The sequence below is a fragment of the Bacteroidota bacterium genome, from assembly GCA_020402865.1.
GTDB lineage: Bacteria > Bacteroidota > Bacteroidia > Palsa-965 > Palsa-965.
Map to the genome: position 1 here is coordinate 35,043 of JADBYT010000027.1, position 15,555 is coordinate 50,597.

13 protein-coding genes are annotated in these 15,555 nt (G+C 46.7%); 5 read left to right on the forward strand and 8 right to left on the reverse strand.

The annotated features are described in order from the left end of the window. Positions 1–50: 50 nt before the first annotated feature. Positions 51–524: a 23S rRNA (pseudouridine(1915)-N(3))-methyltransferase RlmH gene (gene rlmH, locus IM638_17085; GenBank protein MCA6364752.1), complete on the forward strand. Its 474-nt coding sequence runs from the start codon at positions 51–53 to the stop codon at positions 522–524. Beyond that, positions 524–1,945, forward strand: a complete 1,422-nt coding sequence (locus tag IM638_17090; GenBank protein MCA6364753.1) for a hypothetical protein — start codon at positions 524–526, stop codon at positions 1,943–1,945. The genes rlmH and IM638_17090 overlap by 1 nt, the downstream gene beginning before the upstream one ends. On the opposite strand, the gene IM638_17095 is transcribed toward IM638_17090, so the two are convergent. Genes IM638_17095 through IM638_17130 form a run of 8 tightly spaced genes read right to left on the reverse strand, consistent with a single transcriptional unit; the run spans position 1,914 to position 9,778 of the window. Then, positions 1,914–2,783: a class I SAM-dependent methyltransferase gene (locus IM638_17095; protein MCA6364754.1), complete on the reverse strand. Its 870-nt coding sequence runs from the start codon at positions 2,781–2,783 to the stop codon at positions 1,914–1,916. The two genes, IM638_17090 and IM638_17095, sit on opposite strands and share 32 nt — an antisense overlap. Before the next feature lie 35 nt (positions 2,784–2,818). After that, the gene (gene galE / locus IM638_17100; protein ID MCA6364755.1) at positions 2,819–3,859 is read right to left on the reverse strand and encodes a UDP-glucose 4-epimerase GalE; all 1,041 of its coding nucleotides are present in this window, start codon (positions 3,857–3,859) and stop codon (positions 2,819–2,821) included. 11 nt (positions 3,860–3,870) lie between these two features. Further along, positions 3,871–5,085, reverse strand: a complete 1,215-nt coding sequence (locus IM638_17105) for a glycosyltransferase (GenBank protein ID MCA6364756.1) — start codon at positions 5,083–5,085, stop codon at positions 3,871–3,873. Then, a complete protein-coding gene (locus IM638_17110) occupies positions 5,085–5,969 on the reverse strand; it encodes a glycosyltransferase (GenBank protein MCA6364757.1) in 885 nt (294 codons plus the stop codon). Before IM638_17110 ends, IM638_17105 begins: the two co-directional genes overlap by 1 nt. A 7-nt stretch (positions 5,970–5,976) precedes the next feature. Continuing rightward, positions 5,977–7,104, reverse strand: coding sequence for a glycosyltransferase family 4 protein (locus IM638_17115; protein MCA6364758.1), 1,128 nt, complete (start codon positions 7,102–7,104; stop codon positions 5,977–5,979). Continuing rightward, complete coding sequence (locus IM638_17120) at positions 7,104–8,018, reverse strand: glycosyltransferase family 2 protein (protein MCA6364759.1); 915 nt, start codon at positions 8,016–8,018, stop codon at positions 7,104–7,106. The genes IM638_17115 and IM638_17120 overlap by 1 nt, the downstream gene beginning before the upstream one ends. Positions 8,019–8,048: 30 nt before the next feature. Then, positions 8,049–8,969, reverse strand: a complete 921-nt coding sequence (locus tag IM638_17125; GenBank protein MCA6364760.1) for a class I SAM-dependent methyltransferase — start codon at positions 8,967–8,969, stop codon at positions 8,049–8,051. A gap of 11 nt (positions 8,970–8,980) precedes the next feature. Further along, entirely contained in the window at positions 8,981–9,778 is a 798-nt protein-coding gene (locus IM638_17130) for a hypothetical protein (GenBank protein ID MCA6364761.1), read from the reverse strand. Between the two features lie 437 nt (positions 9,779–10,215). On the opposite strand from IM638_17130, the gene IM638_17135 reads away from it, so the two are divergent. From IM638_17135 to IM638_17145, 3 genes are all read left to right on the forward strand, one after another. After that, positions 10,216–11,649, forward strand: coding sequence for an ATP-binding protein (locus IM638_17135; protein ID MCA6364762.1), 1,434 nt, complete (start codon positions 10,216–10,218; stop codon positions 11,647–11,649). A 33-nt stretch (positions 11,650–11,682) separates the two neighbouring features. After that, complete coding sequence (locus tag IM638_17140; GenBank protein MCA6364763.1) at positions 11,683–13,113, forward strand: hypothetical protein; 1,431 nt, start codon at positions 11,683–11,685, stop codon at positions 13,111–13,113. Positions 13,114–13,170: 57 nt separating this feature from the next. Continuing rightward, positions 13,171–15,555: hypothetical protein (locus IM638_17145; GenBank protein ID MCA6364764.1), on the forward strand; the 2,385-nt coding region annotated here is incomplete at its 3' end.

Below are 15,555 nucleotides of genomic sequence, written 5' to 3' on the forward strand. Positions count from 1 at the left end.
CTACCATTCTCTCCAACTGAATTATCGGTTAACTTTACCCCGGTTACGGCATGAAAATCACCCTTTTGCAAATTGGTAAAACAGATGAGGCGTGGATACGCGAGGCCACCGGCATTTATGCGGGCAGGCTGAAGCACTACAGCACCTTTGAAATGGTGGAAATTCCTGCGCTGAAACTGGCCGGGAAAATAACCGGGGAGCAGCAGAAAGAGGAAGAAGGCAAAATCATCCTCAAACGCCTTCAACCGTCCGATTATCTTGTGCTTCTTGATGAGAAAGGGAAGGAGTTTACTTCCGAAAAGTTTGCCGCATGGATTGGTAAGCAGCAAACGGCAGGCACCAAACACCTTGTTTTTGTAATTGGCGGCCCTTTCGGTTTTTCGGGTGCCGTTTATGAAAGAGCAAACGAAAAAATTGCGCTTTCACAAATGACATTCTCGCATCAGATGGTGCGCATTTTTTTTACAGAACAGCTTTACCGCGGTTTCACCATTTTGCGCGGCGAAAAATACCACCACTCCTGATGTTTGAAATAGAAACCCTCTCTTACATCAAAACCATACTGCCATTTGAATGGCTGATGCTGGGGCTGTATTTGCTGGTCATACTGGCAATCAGTTTTGGCATTCAGTATTTCAGAATCAGACGTGAACCGATTTACAAATACTATCTGGGCGGAATGGCGGCCAAACTGGGCAGTTCGGTGGTGTTTTGCATGGTTTACATTTATTACTACCACGGCGGCGACACGGTTTCATATTATGAAACTTCACGGGCAATGACCAACCTGCTTTACGCCCGTCCCGACGATTTTTTTCAGATGCTGTTCAGTAAGGGCTCCATTACCACGTACATGCTTTTCGACGACAGAACGGGTTTTCCTTGGCCCTATATGTTTTATGATGCCAAAACCTGTATGGTTGCCAAATTGCTGGTACCCATTCTTATGGTATCATTTAAAAGCTATCTGGTATCAAGTGTGGTGCTGGCCTGGATTACATATACAGGGATATGGCAGTTGTTTAAAATGTTTGTGCGTTATTTTCCCAACGCCGAAAAGCGTATGGCTATTGCCGCGCTTTACATTCCCTCGGCCTTGTTCTGGGGGTCGGGAATTTTAAAAGATACATTTACTCTGGCAGCGGCATGCTGGTTTATTGTATCGTTTAATTTCTTCTTTATCGAGAAAAAAGTACGCATCAGGGCATTGCTTGTTTTACTCATCAGTAGTTACCTGCTGCTCTCCATCAAGCCATATATTCTTATTGCGCTGCTTCCGGGGGGGATTGTGTGGATTTTTTACAACCGTATTATTCGCATGCGTATCCGAATACTTCGCTATTCGGCCATTCCGCTTATTTTTATGGCCGCATTCGGGTTGGGCGGGGGCGTACTCAGCCTTGCCGGCGATTCGATGGGGAAATTTGCCATTGATCGCGTGCTCGAAACCGCATCTGTTACACAGCGCGATTTAAAGCAAAGCTATTATCAGGGCAATTCATTTGATATTGGTGAGTATGATGCTTCGCTTACCGGTGTAGCCGCAAAAGCGCCGCGAGCCATTGTGGCTGGTCTGTATCAGCCTTTTTTGTGGGAGGCCAACAACGCGGTGATGTTGTTTTCGGCGCTTGAGAGTACGCTTTATCTTTTGTTTACATTGCTCATTTTACGGCATCTTATTGTGGCCCCCAAACGGTTTTTCCGCACCCTTTTCGGGCATCCGTTGCTTGTATTTATGCTTTCCTACACCTTGTTTTTTGCGGCCATTGTAGGACTTTCAACCTCAAACTTCGGGGCGCTGGTCCGGTTTAAAATTCCTTTCCTGCCCACATTTACGTGCGTGCTGTTTGCGCTTGAACATGTGCTCACGGTGAGTAAAAATGAAAGGATGCGTTTACGCAGTGAGGAAAAACTCAGTGATACGGTTTTACAAAAAAGCCCTTAAGTGTATCGCCGGTGCCGGTTAAGGAAAGGAGTCCGTTTACCACCTTTTTTATCCAGCGCATATAGAACCTGTTTTCAATTTTTTCGCGCAGGGTTTCATCCGGAGCCAGATTGCCTGATTCGATGGCCTGCCGGTAAGTAGTTTGCGACTGCAGGCTTACTCCGGAGGTAATGAGCCTGATTTTGGTAAAGCCATTAGACCGGAGTAAGCGGGTAATTGTAGAAGGGGTGTAGTAGCTGAGGTGTTCAGGATAATCAATAACACGCCAATTCCCTTTGAGCTTTCGCCGGCTGATTGAATTAAAATTCGGAGTAGTAAAGTAAAACAGTCCGCCGTGACGCAACAGGGCATGTGTGCGCGCAGCAAATTCGGCCCCGTTATTCATGTGTTCGATTACCTCAAAAGTGGTCACCACATCAAATTCCAGTTCCTGCGGCACATCCAGAATGGTTCCCTGAAACATGGTGATGCCTTTATTGCGACAAATTTCAACAGCATCGGTTGTAAATTCGGTGCCATATACTTCCCATCCTCTGGCTTTAGCCGTTTCAAGAAAGTAGCCGTCACCACAACCTACATCCAGTATGCGGTTGTGTTTGCGGTAGGGCTCCAGCGTTTCAAGCAGTTCCAGGTAGCGTTTGCGCGTAATTCCGGAGAAATGGTTGTTACGTCGGTAACTGCTGTAGTGAGCTTGTAATTCGGCCGCCGACGGAATGGATGCAGAAAAAACAAACCGGCAATCTGCACAACGATACAGCGAAGCATGGGCATATGATTTGCCAAGTTCAGCAATATGCTTGCTGTGACAAAGTGGACATAGTGTAAAACGGTCAGACAATTCAGCTTAAATTAAAGGGAGGGTCTTGGAAAAAATTACAGCGTTTTTCCGGCCAGCCGGCATTCCCATTGCCATGCACTGTACATCATTTCTTCGATGTTGCGCATCGGTTTCCAGCGCAACACGTTCAGTGCTTTACTACTGTCGGAATAAATTGCAGTTACATCGCCCGCCCGGCGAGGAGCAATTGTATAGCTGAGTTTACAATTGCTTATTTTTTCGAATGTGTCAATGGCTTCGAGTACGCTTACTCCGTTGCCGCTGCCCAGATTAAATACATCATAAGCAGGAGCCTGTGAGTTTTCAATCAGGTAGTTAAGAGCCAGCACATGTGCTTCGGCAATGTCGCATACATGTATGTAATCGCGTATGCAGGTACCGTCTCGCGTGGGATAATCATTACCAAAAACCTTCATCTGCGTTTGTTTGCCGATGGCGGTTTGTGTAATCACGGGCACAAGGTTGTTAGGCCGCTGGTTGGGCAGTTCGCCAAGAATACCGCCCGGCCATGCACCTACCGGATTGAAGTAGCGCAGTGCTACAATTTTCATTGATGTTCCCGAAGCCGCAAAATCACGCAAAATACGTTCGCCAAGTACTTTGGTATAGGCATAAGGTGATTCGGCTTCTGCAGCCTGTGTTTCTTCGTTTACCGGCAAGGTACTGATGTTGCCGTATATGGAACATGAAGAGGAAAAGATAAATTCTTTTACCCCATGTTTCTTGCCAGCCTCAAGTACATTGAGCAGCGAGTTCATGTTGTTTCGGTAGTATTCAAGTGGCTTACTCACTGACTCGGGCACCGATTTGTAGGCTGCAAAGTGAATAATGCCTGAAATACCCGGGTACTTTTCAAAGAGCGCATTTACCTGCGCTTCATCAGACAGGTCAGCCTCTTCAAATTCAGGGCGTTTGCCGGTAGCTTCTTCAATACGTGTATAGGTATCGGGTGTGGAATTGGAATAGTTGTCCACCGAAATAATCCGGTAGTTCGTTGAACTCAGCAGCGCGGCCACAGTATGTGAACCGATGTACCCGGTGCCTCCGGTAACTAAAATAGCAGGTGTGTTGAGCATGCACTGCAAAATTAATGGTTCGCATAAATATCGCGGTAAATTGTATGCGCTAAAGTCATATTCCGCGTATTCAATGCAAAGTCTTTTATACGTAACCGAAGCACTTCGGGTTGTTCCAGAAGTTGTGAAATTAGTTGAATTGCCTGCCGGTATTGCGCATCATTCATTTCCCTGAGTACGGCCCCCATTTGTTGCTCCGCAATCAGTTCCGAGTCGTCCGAAATATCCTGTGCCAGTACAATCGGAAGTCCGCACGCCCAGTATTCACTGTTTTTTATGGATGTGCCATGTCTGCGTGAGGGTACGGGTTTGCAAGGATTGTATGCAAAATCGGCTGCATTCATCCATGTATATACGTCATGATGCGGCACAAAGCGCACAGTCATTTGTGCGGTATCAAAACCGGCTTTTTGTGCCAGTTCGCGCAGGCGGCTTTCGGGCACGGGCGAAAGCAGTACGGCATGAAATTTTTTGCCCCAGTGCCCGGCACACGAAGCAAAAAATGCAAATACTTCTTCTTCGTAATAAAGTCCGCCTGTTTTGCCAGCCATTACGCACACTACTTTTTCCTGCAACTGGTTTTTGCGTCGGAATTCTTCACGTGCTTCGCTCGTAAACGAAGGCAGCTTGTCGAAATCAATCAGGGCAGGCTTTACGTAGTAAGGTTTTTCGGGCATGCCGTATTTTTCAACGGCATAGGCTTTCATGCTTTGGGTGAGTGCAATGATGGCGCGTGCCCGGTGCGCCAGTTTTTTTTCCCACGTAAAGAGGGTTCGGAATGCGCGGCTGTGGGGCAGCCATTCACCGGTTTCCACCATCGGTTCGGCATGTGGTTCAAAGCTGTCGGCCACCAGCTTGCGGTCTGTGAGGCGGGCCAGAATTACCCCAATCATTCCCGCCGGAGTACACCAGGTGTGTATGCCTTTTATGCCTCGCGTGATAATCAGCCACCAAAGTCTGGCTAGTTTCAGTGCCCAGCCGGCAGCAGCAGCAGTGCCAAAAGGCTGGTAGGTGAGAAATACAGGCACAATGCCTTCGGTGGCAAGCTGCGCCGTAATGGTTTCGCGTTCGGCATGGCTGAGCGCGAGTTGCGGCTGTTCGAGGGTAACGAGGTAAATTTTTCCCGAACAGTATTGTTTCATCACGCGTAGGTAAGGCAGCGTGTAGGTTTGCACCAGCGCATCACGGTAACTCCAGTAAGTGAGTACGAGCAAATTACCTTTCATTACCGTGTAAATTTACGCCACAATGCCGACGGGTGTGTAAGTGCCGAACGCAATACAAACCAGAGCGCACGTGGTTTATTGCCGCCGTTTTTCCACCAGCTTCCGGCAAGAATTAAATACAGGTTCGAAAAGCAGCGTCGCTTAAAAGCGGCATTGCCAAACGCATTGCGTATTGCCGCTTTGCGATAGACTTGCAGGTGATCGCTTTCCATGCGCGCGATGTTGCGGTGCATGTTGTGCGGATGCAAACGGTAAAGGCTGAGTACGTTGCGGCACATTACAAACGAACCAATTCCGGCAAGCCTGAAAAACAGGTCCTGATCGGCAGCCGTACTCAGTGCTTCATCAAAGCCGTTTATCTGTTCAACAGCCTTTCTGCGCACCAGTATGCTGCTGGGGCCGGGCACCACGGTATGTGACCAGCTGAGTAATTCGTGCAGTACATTACCCTCTTTTCCTGCATTCACTACTCCGGTGCGCGTTGAATCGGCTTCGATATTTTCAACCGGCGCATGTGCAAGCACGGCTTGCGGATGTTGCGCCAGCAGATTTACCTTACACAACAGATTATCCGGCAGCCAAACATCATCGGCATCCAGAAACGCCACAAGGCTGCCGTAACTTTTTGCAAATCCGGCGTTACGTGCAGCCGAAACACCGGCGTTTGCTGTACTTATACAGCGTACCCGTGCATCGTACATATAGCGTTCAGCAATCTGCAATGTATCATCCGTTGAGCCGTCGTTTACCACAATCAGCTCGAAATTGGTGTACGTTTGCCCCAGCACGGATTCAATGGTTTCGGCCAGAAAGGCTGCCGCATTGTATGCCGGAATGATTACCGACACCAGCGTGCTTTTCGAATTGGCCTCCTCCTGCTGCATTGTACAATTATTTTTTACCACGCAGGTAAAGTGCTTCAAGCCCCTTTACATGCGTATCAATCGTAAAAGCCGGATCCACGTCAACGGATGCCTGTGCGGTTAAACGATTGCACAGCGACTTATCTTCAAAAAGCCGTTTTATTTTTTCTGCAATGGCATCACTGCTTTTGTAAGGTACTACAAGTGCATTTACTTCATCGCTGATATAATCATGCGCGATGCCCGAAAGTGTTACCACACAGGGCACGCCCGCTGCCATTGCTTCCACATAAATTTGCCCGAATGCTTCCGAGCGTCCGTCGATAGGCACATGTACAAATACATCGAACAAACGATAGAGGGCAAAGATTCGGCTTTCGAACTTAATTTCGGTGTAACTGCCTGAAGGAAGTTTATTAAGCAGCGCTTTTAATTCTTTCCAGTAAGGCCCGTCGGCATTGGCAAGTATAAGGTGTGCCTGAGGAAAATCGCCGAGCAGTTGTGCAAAGGCATTAATGGTGTATTCGATGCCTTTCCAGTGCATGTAGCGCGAAATTACCCCCACTACCTTTTCCGGTTTTCCGTTGGGGAAATAGTGTTGTGAAAGTTCATTCACTGCCGCATCATCAACCTTTGCAAACTGTTTGAGCCTGAAACCATGATGAAGCACGGTAATTTTTTTCTCAGGCACCTGCTCAAGCTCCAACAGAATTTTCTTCACCGAGTCGGTAATGGCAATTACATCAGTAGCAAGACGGTTGGTGAGTTTATCGTACTTTACTCCGTTGGGATAATAGTCGTGATGCACCGTGGCATCATGCCGGGTATGTATGCGCCGTTTTACAAAAGCCAGTTTTGCCGCAATCTGTCCGGCCACGCCGGCTTCAAAAAGGTGGGTGTGTACAATATCCGGTTTTTCGCGGCGAAGCAGTTTTACCATTGATAAAATGGCCGCCGGCATATTTTTTTTGCTGCGGTAGCCCACACGATACACTTTCAGTCCTTTGCTGCGCAGGTTTTGCTCAAATTCAGTATCCTGATGATGCAGGAGAATATATACCTGTTCAAAATGTGCGGGTGAAAGTTCTTCGGCCACCCATTCGAAAATGTTGGCTTTATGTACGAGCGAAATGATATAGCAGACTTTGAGGGGCATTATTCAGAAAAGCTTAATGCGGCCAGTGTGGAACCGTAAACGCGGTAACGCAGTTTCTGCGGCAATGCGCCAAACAGTTTCGAATGCTCCACAAATTTCACTACTTGTTTTTTACGCAGCAGTGCATACACCATACGTTTAAACCATTGCGAAGCCGCAGGCGGTTTTTGTATGTTAAAGTACGACTGATATTCAGGATATTTTTCAAGCACTTTAAGCGTGTTTAACTGGTATGAACGCTGACGGCGGGCAAAATACTCCAGCGTAAAGCCGTCGTTATGTATGGCACGTATTTGTTTGTCGAAATATACCGGAATTTCTTTGCGTAATGCACGAAGTCCCATTTCAAAATCCTGACAGTCGCGAAGCGATTCATCAAACGGACCGAGTTTTTGAAATGTATCGGCACTGAACGACATGTTTGCGGCCGTAATGGTGAAGTTTTCGGGCGCAAGCCTGATTAAGCCTTCACGATTGCCGAAAGCATTGCGGCTCCAGTTTTCCTCCATATATACCTTGTAGGTATCCAGCTTCGCCGAATGTTCGTGAATAACAGTTTCGGCAGTGCCTGATACAAGGCTGCCCGGATATTTGCTGTGGTGGGCAATATGCAGGGCTACATGGTTTTGGCGCGTCACAATATCATCATCAAGCAGAATAATCAGTCCGGACTGAGCCAGTGCAATGCCTGCATTTGTAGCACCTGCAATTCCTTTGTTGGTTTGATGAATGAGTTGTATGTGAAGCGGAGAGCGTGAGACAATCAGGTCGTATTGCTGTTGTTCTTCGGTTGTTGAACCATCATCAACCACAATCACTTTAAATCCGCTCACGGTTTGTTTTTCCAATGCGGCAAGGCTCGTACTGAGTTTGGCAGCACGGTTGCGGGAGGGTATGACAATAGTGACGCTCACAAAGTGTGTGTAAATATACTTACTGGCTGTTTACGCTGCTGTAAAAACAGCAAGAATATCCGACCCGGCTGTGCGGCCGTTAATTTTTTCGCGTTTCAGCATGTGGTTGATCACTTTCACGGCGGTAAGCGGCCTGATGAACATACGGGCCATCATGCTCAGGCTGCTGCCTTTTTTGTTTTCGCCATACACAGCAAACGAAAATGCACTGCGTATCATGCTGGTGAAAGTGGCTGTCTGGAAATTGATGAGTTCCACTTTTGTGCCGGTTTCGGCAGCCAGCTGGTGGTATGCTTTTGCGTTGAGTCGCAGCATGTGGTGGGGCGGGTTGTTGAGCGGATGATACCAGTACATTTCACTTACCTGCGGGGAATAAGGTGTGGCAATGAATAATTTCCCTCCGGGTGCCAGTTTTTGCATGGCATAACGAATAAAAGCCAGCGGATCATCCACATGCTCCAGGCAATGAAAAGCGGTAATGGCCTGAAAAGGGCCGCCGTTAAAGTTTTCAATGCGGCTGTTTGTGATTGAAAGGCCTTTTTCACGGCCGCAGGCTACACTGGCTTCGGTGGTGTCTATGCCTGCAAGTTGTGTGTGCCCGCGTTTGCGCATCAGCACCAGAAAATCGCCTTCGCCGCAGCCAATGTCGAGTATGTGTTTGTCTTGCTCCGGCGTACCAATCAGGTCGGCCACCACATCGTATTCGGGCCGGTAATCACTGTAATAGCCGGTTTGTTTTACCAGGGCGTGGTAAAACGCATCGTTGCCCGGCAGCATCGGATCGGGAAATTGGAGCGTGCAGTTTGTGCAGCGCAGCATAGTATAATCTGCGGTAATGATGGCCGGATCAAAGCGGGTATTAAAAAAACGGTTCAGGCCGTCAACTATTTTTTCGCGGCTCAGGCTGTACACGGGAGTCGAAGCCGAGCGGCATATCGGACATGCAGGCATGGTGTGTGTCATTAACGGAGGCGCATGAACTTACGCAAAATATCGCCAGCGAGCCTCCAAAGCTGTGTGTTTTTGTAGCGGTGCACAAAAGCCACCGAGCGGTAGGCAAGCTGTGCAGGGAAAATATCGCCCTGCTCAATATTAAAATGTGCCGCTTTTACCCTGAACTGCGTGGCATCGGCCAGAATGGTGTACTTGTTTTTGTGCATCGCCAGCGAAAATACCGACTGATCATGTCGGTGATCGATAAAATCGGGCAAATTGGGTTTGCCGGCCGTATTGGGCGCATCGGTAATGAGTTCGCCATTGGTGGCAAAATGCAATACTTCTTCCATATACGCCAGCGTGAGCGGGTTACGCTCAAAAATCATAAAGTTGGCATGAATCTGCGGCGCATCATACACGCGCTGTTCATCGCACTGCATGGCCACCAGCATATCGCGCTTGGTGTATTCGCTTACTTTTTTGGCGTTGTAAAACAAGCCCAGGCCGCCATTTTTACGCACTTCCTCAATCAGCACATCGGGCTTTTTCCAAAGCAGCACGGCAGAGTCGGCATAAATCAGCATATCACCCTGCTTAAGTTGCCGGAGTGTTTCCAGAATGTAGTAAGGTTTCCAAAGCCAGTAACCGCCTCCGCGTGGCTGATCGAGAATGTGGCGGTATTGCCGGTAAAATTCTGTCTGCTCCAAATCTCGCCGCGTTTTGCTGATGCAGTGCTTAACCCCGCAAAATCTGGCCGACAGGCACAGCAACCGCTGGCTGAGGCGGAAATTGGGAGTAGAATAGGAGAGCAGCGTGGTAGCCATTTACAGCTACAAATATCAGGAAATTGGCGGAAGTTGTTGATGTTAATCTATTTATTAAAATATTTATATGGTTTATTGCCGGTTGGGATATTGATATCTGAGATGGATAACAAATATTGATACCGCAATTTCATAGTGAATTCAATTTCGGGGGAATGGATTTTATGTTTTACGTAAAATGTGTAAATTAATTACGATGATATAAACAGATTGGTGATCTGTAAAAAAAGGGCGTATTTAAAACACTTATATTTTTGAAAATCAGCTGTTTGGTGTTTTTAAAATGGGCAAAAGGTCTGTGAATTTCTGCGCATTTTTCTATTGACAACCGCATTGTACAGTACGAACTTTATTGAATTCGCAAACGCTGTGTGTGCCGGATGCACGAAAACAGATTTGATGGTAATTAATAACCCTGTTACTAAACAAGCTGAACAATGTACGTACAAGAGCATTTCTCTAATTCGCCTTTTTTATATGAGGCCGAAGGGCGTTTAAACGAAGAAGGTTTAATTCATAATGCAGCCGTGGTGAACAGTGAACTCCGCTGGCTGAATGATATTATCCGGCTCCGCTTTTCTGTAACCAATGGCAACTATGAGTTTAACGGTGACGATATAGATTTACCGGCTCCTCCTGAGGTAAAGGATGCGCGCGGGCCTTACAGCGCGCTTATTCAATACTACAATCTGAATGCGGCCGAGCGTTTGCTGCTAATTTTTACACTCGCCCCACGGCTTGACAGGCGGGTGTTGATTCTGCTGCACAATGCCCTGATAACAGGAGATCGTGAAGTGATGTTATGCACGGCAGGTTTCATGAAACAGGAAACCAGTCATTTCGTGGGTACATTCGGCACGGTTATTCATTTATGGTCGGGACACAACAGCGCGAAGAAATTACAAACCGAACGTCTCCTGCTTCACGATTCGCCCTTGCTCAGGCAGCAAATCATTGAGCCGCAGGAATACACCGAGAAAAGTGCTACGCTTATTCCTGCCGACCGCATTCCGCGCCTTGCCGAAGAGTATGCCGCTTTCCTTTTGCACGGCCAGCCTCCCCGTCCTGATTTTGGCGATAACTTCCCGGCCAAACTGGTGAGCACCAATCTCGACTGGCATCACCTTGTAGTGCAAAAAGCCACGCGCGATGAGGTGGCGTGGGCCATGCAGTGGATAAGCCACGGCCGCCGGTTTACCGAGCGTGCAGGCGGTAAAGTGAGCAAAAGTTTTCCCATTCTCTTCTCCGGCCCTCCCGGCACCGGCAAATCGCTCACGGCAAAACTCATCGGCAAACAATTCGGCAAACTCGTGTTCCGCATCGACCTCTCCATGATGGTGAGCAAATACATTGGCGAAACCGAAAAGAATCTTGCACGCCTGTTTGACCGCGCACAGGGAAAAGACTGGATTCTGTTTTTCGATGAGGCCGATTCGTTGTTCAGCAAACGCACACAGGTAAGCGACTCGCACGATAAATGGGCCAACCTCGAAACAAGTTACCTCCTGCAACGCATTGAAGAGTACGACGGACTCTGCATCCTCGCCACCAACCTGCGCGAAAACATAGATGCCGCCATGCTCCGTCGTTTCCAGTACACCATTCATTTCCCCCGCCCCACCGAAGAACTCCGCGAGCAACTCTGGAAAACGCTGCTGCCCGATGGCTACCAGTTTGATGAGCTCGACTTCCGCAAACTCCGCGTGCAGGATTTAACCGGTGCCAACATTGCCAACGTGCTCAACCACGCCTGCCTTGCCGCCGAAGCCGACGGACGAACCGTATTGAAGAACGCCGAAATCGTACAGTTTATGGCGCTTGAACTCATGAAGGAAAGCCGCACGCTGAAATCAACCGAGCATATTAAATAGTCATTTCTGCTTTACCATATAACTGTTTACCCCATGCGCCGTTACCTTTTTGCCCACGAAGAAGACGATTTACACAACCCCGGTTTGCGCCGCAAAGATGCAGACGACGGATACGAGAAACAGGCCCGAACCACGCGCTGGTGGCTGAGTGTGCTTGAATGGCCTGTAATACAGTTGAGAATGAAAAACGGCTATCGGATTGAGTTTCCGTTGTATCAGCAAATAATGCAGTGGGGCACCGAAGAGCAGAAACGGGAGGTGCGGGCGTATGTGAAAACCCAGCCGGGAGGCGGGTTTGGGGCTGATAGTGTGGTGGAAGATACATGGCAGGAAACAGTAAGCAAGACCGCAACAAAGCTATCGGGAGAGGTCACAAGTTCACTTACAGACCAAGATAAACCGATAACGATAAAAGCACCGCCTTCAAGTACCGATATCGTTGAAGAACCTGCAATTCCGGGCGAATTGTATTATACTGTTCAGCCCGGAGATATACTGATTGAAGTAGGAGAACGAAGCGGACTCTATTCAACAGATTTTTTTCGCTTCAATAAACAGATTCTGGCGCGACATGGCAAAGAATTGTATCCGGGAGAAATACTGAGGTTTCCTCCACATTCGAAAATTGGTGTACCTAAGCAAGAGACACAAGCAAATTCGATTTCGACAGCGCAAAACAGCAAGGGAATGGCTGCGGCAGATAATTTATGGCTGTCGCCTGTTAATCCTGATTATGTAGAGCCAACTGCTTCGCCTTTGCTGAATGAATGGGAAATGGAGATGGAGGGAGATGCAGAGGTGGAAGTGTTGCCTGACGTAGTTAATGAAGAATATGCTTATACCGAAGAAGCTGTTACAATTACGACAAATGAGCAACTTTTGCGCTGGAAAAAAATGAAGTTGCCGCAAATTCTCCACGAATTGCAGGACGGTTACACATTAGAACAGGCAAGAATTGAATTCACGAAAATTAATTATGTCAAGCAAGACAGGCTCGATCAATGGATCAAAACCTCAATCATCAGCTATGGGTGGCGCCCCGGAAAAACTCCACCAGTATTAAATGTAAGTACGGTAAGTTATATGTCGGATGGTACGGCAATTATTGAATCGCCTACTGCCAATGAAGCCTTCAACATTGCTGTAAAACAAATCATGCTTAAAGAATTTCAGTCTTACTACTGGAAAGACAGAGCTACCGGCAAAACAAACCTCAAAACTATTTACTATGGTTCAAAGGAAGTAGTGTATAATAAAAGACATGTGGATCAAAGCCTGCGCAAAGAATGGATAGAAAAACTATATCATGCTTCTGGAAGTTTAACCCTTTATCAAAACGCATTAGCAGAAAAAAATACCGGCGAAGCATTTGTTTTGCTTGTTAAATCAGCTCAGGAAGTACTTTTCTACGACAAGTCAGAAACAAGTTGCGATGGAATGCTTGGTCCCGAAACTGTTTATTAGCTTGAATGGTGGACAGCCCAAACGAAAAGAGATGGTTTTGATGCTTACGCGGAGCGGTTGGCTCGTCGTTATGCTAAAAACAAAGCTCTAAATGACGCCTCAAGAGGAAATTATTATACAAATTTAGATAAAGAGTACTTTCCTGAATCTTCCAATAACTATTCTGTTGGAAGTGACAGAATTCAAAGTTTGAGAAATACATTTGCTGGTAAACTGAAATTTGAAACTGAAAGCTACCATATTCAAACCAATCAACTCCCCTTTACAATCGATCAGGAGGTTCTTAATAAACTAATTCTACTGTACCCACGTACATCAATCGACCAGCCTTTTCCGCTAAGTTTATTAGCGAAAATTCCTGACGAATATTTTTCACAAAAAAGTGGTAACAATAGTATAACTAATAATAACGCTATTCTTATTACTTATACATACAATGAGTTAAGAAAACAGAAACAGCAAATAGCTGATAGTCCGCAGTATGACCTTGCTGAACAATCGCTTTCCAATTTTACCAATCACTATCTGATGCTTGGAGAGCAAAATCAATTAATAAAACAACTCATTCCACAGACCGATGAAAAAGACACTTCGGCCGGATTAACCTCAATAGCTCAATCTGAAGAATATCAGAATTGGCAAAAAGCCTGTAACACTTTTTTTGAAGTGGAAGTGCCCCAAATGGGAATAAACGGCGAAAAGAAAGCCAACACAGTAGATCCATTACTTAAACCAGTTATCGATTGGAGAAAAAAGAAGGATAGTCAGGACATTTCAAAAATTCTTGCTCAGTCAACAATTAACAGGCAGCAACCTTACTACCAGCCCATAGAAATTTCTGGTCAAATACACTCCTACGCTGAAACAGCAGATGAATTAATTCAGGCTGGTGTATATCTTATATCAGATTTCAAAAAACAACTTGCTCAATCAACACTATCAAAAAATGAAGCACGAAAAGCGGCATTGGCTGAGTATGAAGACAAGCAGAACAAACATGAACGGCGTAACAAACTTTTGAAATCTTCTGGAAAATCGCTGAAAAGTGTAAAGGCTGTTTTTGAATCAAATGAAGCAGCAGATAAAGCGGAGTTGTTTAATCCTTCTTCGGGTAAACCCAATGCCAGTGTTTATCCGCTTGAAATGTTTATTGAGCAGCATGCGGCAAACGATTTTACGTTGTATTTGCTTTTGAGCAATGAGCAAGAAGATAATCTGACCGTAGAAGGGTCAAGCATAGTTGATTGCATGGCCACATTGGCCGATTATCAAGAACAGCTGCCAGACGGAACGATCTATTTTTACGATCCTTATGCCACAAGCGCCTGGGCGGCCTCCTATCGTTATTCGCAGCGTATTGAAGGTCATTTACATGCTTCTGATGTATTCGGATATATTGGAATGGGGCTTGCTCTGCTCGCTGCCATTCCTACCGGCGGTTCCTCATTGTTTATTGCTGGTGCGGCATTTGCAGGTGTGGCTTCATCCGCCTGTTTGCTTTACGAACGCAATGCCGTAGGTCAGCTTACTAAAAAAGATATTCTTCTCGAATCTGGAAATATAGTAGCCGCAATGCTTCCGGGCATAAATGCGCTTGCCCGAATTGGTACATTCACCAAAATGAGCTCGCGGTTTGCGAAATTTGAAAAACTTGCCGGAACATATAACACATTAAAATTTGCAGCTGCGGTTGATCTTGCAGTCATTTCTGCAAACGCCATTTCACTCACGCAGGAAATAATTGATCAGTTTGCCGATATTGACAAACAAGTGGCCGAAGGGGTGATCGATGAGGGTCAGGCCTCGGAAATGCGCAGACGAATATTTATGCAGGCACTCTTTTCCGGTGCATTAATTATTCTTGCGGCTAAAGGTGATACTGACGACCTTGCCAAAAAGTTCCCGCATGTAGATACCAATGGCATTCGTTACCGAAACGAAACGATTAACGGAATTACCACCCGTGAATACGAAAACGGTCGTCACTACCGCGTAAAACCTGATGGCTCGCTTGAAGAAATCAACCGAATTAAAAAACCTGACTTACAATCATCTGTCAATCAACGCAACTATACTGTACACACAGACGGGCAAGGTAATTACATTAAACGTTATTCCGACAGTGGCGAACAACTTCCAATTTCCAAAGCACAGTTTCAAGCTGCCGGTGGTAAGGAAGCCGGTAGTTACAAAGTAAGCCGCACCACTGACAGTAACGGCAATACCACCTACACACGCACCAACCTGCAAACGGGTCAGGAAGAAGTGATCGCAGAAAACGCTTTCAAACAGGGCCGTCGCAAAAGCTACATTCAAACCGATCCGCCCAATCAGGCTTCTCACCTTGATGCACCCGAAATTGAACGTAATATTGTAGCCAAAGCCACCACGCCCGACGGCCACACTATAAAAGTGGACAAAACCGGCGACATTGGCATCTGC